Genomic DNA, 4214 nt, shown 5'->3' with positions numbered 1-4214 from the left:
GACGGCGCCGATGCGGCGAACGTAGCCAGTTTGGAAGTGCTGCTCGCAGCCAACGAGAGCCTCGTCGCCTATCGCCGGCAACACCGCAGCGACGTCGCCTTGGCCCCGACGCTCGAACTCCTGCTGCGCGACAGCGACAACCCTCGCGGGTTGCTGACATCGATGGAGCGGGTCGCCGAGCATGTCGCCGATGTCTTTCAGGCTGATATTTATCCTGCCGTAACCTTCACGTTTCCACCCCTGCACCGCATTAGGACCGACCGTCACCGAACCGTCAATCATCCGGGTCAGGTGAACGCCAAGAAACGGCAAATCCGGATCGGGGATCGGATAAATCAGGTGGTTGACTATCTGATTGTATTTCTCCGGCAGTCGATAGTATTCGCCCCGGTAGGGAATGATCTGAAAGTCAGTCTTTATACCCAGCATCCGGGTAACCCGATCCGCCATCAAGCCTGAGCACGAAATCAGAAACCGACAAGCAAAAGCGGCGTTCTCGCCCTCTTGCCGACAGCGAACTCTAATCTCATCTTCGTCTTCGTTCAACGCTTCCACTACCGTTCCCAATGCGACTTCACCGCCTAACATGCGAAACTCATCCGCAATTTTTTCGGTCACCAGACGGTAGTTCACTATACTGGTTGTCTCGACCAAGATAGCCCCCAATCCTTCGATATTGGGCTCTTTGCGCTTTAGCTCGTGCTGATCGAGCAATGTCACCTCAAGCTCGTTTTCCCGGCAGCGTTGATATAGCGCCTGCATTCTTTCCATTTCAAGCTCGCTGGTCGCGACCAGCAGCTTGCCGCAGTTCTCGACCGGAATGTCATGCCTGGCGCAGAAACGGGTTGTCGCCTCCACTCCGGCTTTGCAAAACTCGGCCTTCAGGCTGCCCGGCGGATAATAAACACCGGCATGGATCACGCCGCTGTTATGCCCCGTCTGGTGGCGGGACAGGCCAGATTCCTTTTCTATCAGCAAAACAGATTTGTCCGGATGGCGCTGCTGCAATTGCCAGGCTGTCGAGACCCCGACAATCCCCCCACCGATAATGATGTAATCGTAGACCTTACTCACTAGTTACCACTCCATTGATACCAGCTCGCCGCAATATCTGCGGCGAGCGTATTTCCTTTGTTGTTATGCCACTGCCGGTTTTCCGGCAATCGACTTTGACTTTAATCCATGGTGACTTAAATCGAAGATGACTTAAATCGACTGCGACTTAAACCAATAGCAACTTAGCGAGTAAAGTGACCACGCTGGCGCAGCAGTTCACGCTGAAGGCCGGCATGAGCAACAAACTTATCGCGGCCGTGCAGCCAGCAATGGTTCTGGACCACCAGCATAGCGCCGACTTTGACCCTGACATTGAAACAATTGGTGTCAGTTTCCAGCGACTCGCTCATCTGATGTAGGTAGAGCCCCTGCTGCATGTTCTGTGGCTGGGCAAACTGGTCGATAAACAGCATATGCGGTTTGCCGTTACTGTCTTCTTCGAAGAAAACCGGGTGCTCTATGGTGTAACCGACATTCTTGCTTGGCGGCGCACCCCAGACGATGTTCTGCTTCGCCATCGGGTGATGGTAAAAGCGCTCAAGATCCTGCCACTCATCCACGTGGAGCAACAAGGAATCCCCCATCTCCATGTTTTTCTCGTCCATCTTCATCATCAGGACGAAATCAGTTCGCTCGTTAACATAGGTGCCGTCATTGTGAAGCTCCATCCGGCGATGGGCCTGGCGCAGGTAACTGTCACTGCTGTCTTCGTTCTTCACCGTGAAGCGGGCATAGTACTTGCCGTACATCGCATCAAAATTCGGAATACCGATCAGATGGGAAACAGCCGTCGAGAGCTTGACGAAAAAGTCTCGCTGCTCGTCGGTATCTTCATACGCCGCCTGGGCCTGCTCGTCAGCCTGTAGCAAGAAAGCACCGGTATCACGATTACCCATCGTCGCAACTAGGAACTTACCCAACTGATAATCACACGCTTTGTCCAGCGCATCAGCCACGGCATAGCGCAAAAACGGCTTGTACTCCAGCGCCTGCAATCCCCAGTTGGCGCTCAAATCAATAAAGCGATCCAGGGTATTTTTCTCCAAAGTAACCACTTGCAAGCGCGGGTTGGCAGGATAAGGGCTGACCGTAAAACCGTGGTACTGGCTGATGCTCTCGTTCAATGCAGGTGCAATTTTCATGGATAGCTTCCTTTTATTTCTAAACAGGCTCTCCGGCCCGGTGAAGTTGACTGACTGTTATTGGATAGCCGACCAAGTTCCCTGACCGGCTGTTTTAACAAAACTATAACGAGCACAAGATGATATTAACAATATATGGAAAATATAGTTTCCATATATAAAATAGATTAATGACGGTTAATGGACTCGTCGGCTTAGGAGTAAATATGGATATCAAACGACTGCACTATTTCACCGTTCTGGCGCAAACAGGCAACTTTACCAAGGCAGCCGATCAACTGGGTATCGCCCAGTCGGCGCTGAGTATCAGTATCCAGAAGCTGGAACAGCAACTAGAGTTGAAGTTAATCAATCGCACCGAGCGACAGATGAGCCTGACGGCCGACGGACAGGTGCTACTGCGTCATGCCAGAAAGATCCTCGAGGATGTCGATCAGGCCAAAAAGGAGCTGCAGGAATTAAAAGGGCTCGACAGCGGAGTGATTAATTTCGGTGTATCCGCCATGCTCGGCTCGTACTATCTGCCCGATACACTGGCACTGTTCAAGCAGACCTACCCGGGAATTCAAATCAACATTCAGGAAGCCGGAACCGCAACGCTGGAAAAGATGCTCCTTGACGGCCAACTCGATCTGGCGCTTATTCGCTCCGATCGCAGCCACGATCAGATCCGCCATGTCACCCTGGCCAAGGAACAGATCGTCGCCTGCGTTCCCAGTACCCATCCTTTCGCCGAAAAAGGTAGCATCACTCTCGAACAGTTCTGCCAGCAACCTTTGGTCCTCTTTCGCGACGGTTACTTCCTGCGCGAGGCTGTCAGCCGTTATTGCCAGCAACAAAAAATCACGCCCGATATCCGCTTTGAAACCAATCTTATTGAGCTGCTCAAATCACTGGTCCGCAAGGAAATCGGTATCTGCACCTGCCTGTCGATCATCCTTGGCGACGAAACCGATTTGGTGACAGTACCTTTCGAGCCACCGATCCCTTTGCATCTCGGCATCGGCTGGAAATCAAGCCACTACCTCTCGAGCGCGGCGCGGGCTTTTGTCAGTTTCCTGCAAACCGAACTCAATGCCCCGGCAGGAAATGTTTGATAGCGGTAAACCTTTATTTTAATTCGTGATGATTTTCCAACTTGCAACATATCGATAACCTCAGCTCAACACCAATAACAACAGAGCCAGCATATGGAAAAGAAAGTCAGCTACGATGCATTCTGGATGCCGTTCACGGCAAACCGTAATTTCAAAGCCGATCCAAGGATCATCAACCGTGCCGAGGGCATGTATTGTTATTCCGATAACGGGACCCAATTGCTTGATGCCACCGCAGGGCTATGGTGTGTCAACGCGGGGCACGGCCGCAAAGAAATCGGCGAGGCGATGGCCAAGCAAGTGGCCGAGCTGGATTACAGCTCACCGTTTAACTTCGGCCACGACATTGGCTTTGAATTTGCTGAGCGTCTGGTCTCTTTCACCCCACCGGGGCTTAATAAGGTCTTTTTCACCAACTCCGGCTCTGAGGCCGTTGAAAGTGCACTGAAAATTGCCCTCGCCTACCAACAGGCCAAAGGCAATACCGGCAAGTTCAAGCTGATCGGTCGCGAGCTGGGCTACCACGGTGTCAACTTCGGCGGTATCTCCGTCGGTGGCCTGACACCTAACCGCAAAGGTTTCGGCCCTCTGCTGCCGACCGATCACTTGTCCCATACCTTGGATATCGCCAACAACGCCTTCAGCCAGGGGCTACCCGAGCACGGGGTAGACAAAGCCGAGCAGTTGGAGCAACTAATTCAGTTCCACGGTGCCGACAGCGTGGCAGCCGTTATTGTCGAGCCAATTTCTGGTGCCGGTGGTGTGATCCTGCCGCCAAAAGGCTACCTGCGCCGCCTGCGCGAGATCTGTAGCAAACATGATGTGGTGCTGATCTTCGACGAAGTTATCACTGGCTGGGGACGTCTGGGGGCATCATTTGCCTCGGAGGCCTTCGATGTGGTGCCGGATCTCATTACCT

Annotated in this window: 3 protein-coding genes and 2 pseudogenes; 3 read left to right on the top strand and 2 right to left on the bottom strand. The window is 52.8% G+C overall.

Translation table 11 applies throughout. The features are described from left to right. Nucleotides 1-36 precede the first annotated feature (36 nt). Nucleotides 37-135, top strand: a pseudogene (locus tag MHN01_RS24735) (hypothetical protein); the annotation flags it as partial. Nucleotides 136-177: 42 nt separating this feature from the next. Here MHN01_RS24735 and lhgO read toward each other — a convergent pair. Together lhgO and glaH are read right to left on the bottom strand one after the other, a co-directional pair. After that, a pseudogene (lhgO, locus tag MHN01_RS18420) lies at nucleotides 178-1074 on the bottom strand (L-2-hydroxyglutarate oxidase); the annotation flags it as partial. A gap of 164 nt (nucleotides 1075-1238) precedes the next feature. Continuing rightward, on the bottom strand, nucleotides 1239-2198 hold the full coding sequence (gene glaH / locus MHN01_RS18415; protein WP_239412681.1) for a glutarate dioxygenase GlaH: 960 nt from the start codon (nucleotides 2196-2198) through the stop codon (nucleotides 1239-1241). A gap of 206 nt (nucleotides 2199-2404) precedes the next feature. Here glaH and MHN01_RS18410 point away from each other — a divergent pair, with 206 nt between their 5' ends. Both MHN01_RS18410 and MHN01_RS18405 read left to right on the top strand, forming a co-directional pair. Then, complete coding sequence (locus MHN01_RS18410; RefSeq protein WP_239412680.1) at nucleotides 2405-3295, top strand: LysR family transcriptional regulator; 891 nt, start codon at nucleotides 2405-2407, stop codon at nucleotides 3293-3295. Nucleotides 3296-3388: 93 nt separating this feature from the next. Then, the coding region (locus tag MHN01_RS18405; RefSeq protein WP_239412679.1) for an aminotransferase class III-fold pyridoxal phosphate-dependent enzyme at nucleotides 3389-4214 on the top strand (826 nt) is incomplete at its 3' end.

This window comes from Photobacterium sp. OFAV2-7 (assembly GCF_022347985.1).
In the GTDB taxonomy this organism is placed as follows: domain Bacteria; phylum Pseudomonadota; class Gammaproteobacteria; order Enterobacterales; family Vibrionaceae; genus Photobacterium.
Note: the sequence above shows the minus strand (reverse complement) of the source record. Positions and strands in the feature narration are given on the sequence as shown.

Coding starts and splice junctions, on each gene's coding strand:
- glaH (WP_239412681.1), bottom strand. CDS start 2,198: ATGAAAATTGCACCTGCATTGAACGAGAGCATCAGCCAGTACCACGGT.
- MHN01_RS18410 (WP_239412680.1), top strand. CDS start 2,405: ATGGATATCAAACGACTGCACTATTTCACCGTTCTGGCGCAAACAGGC.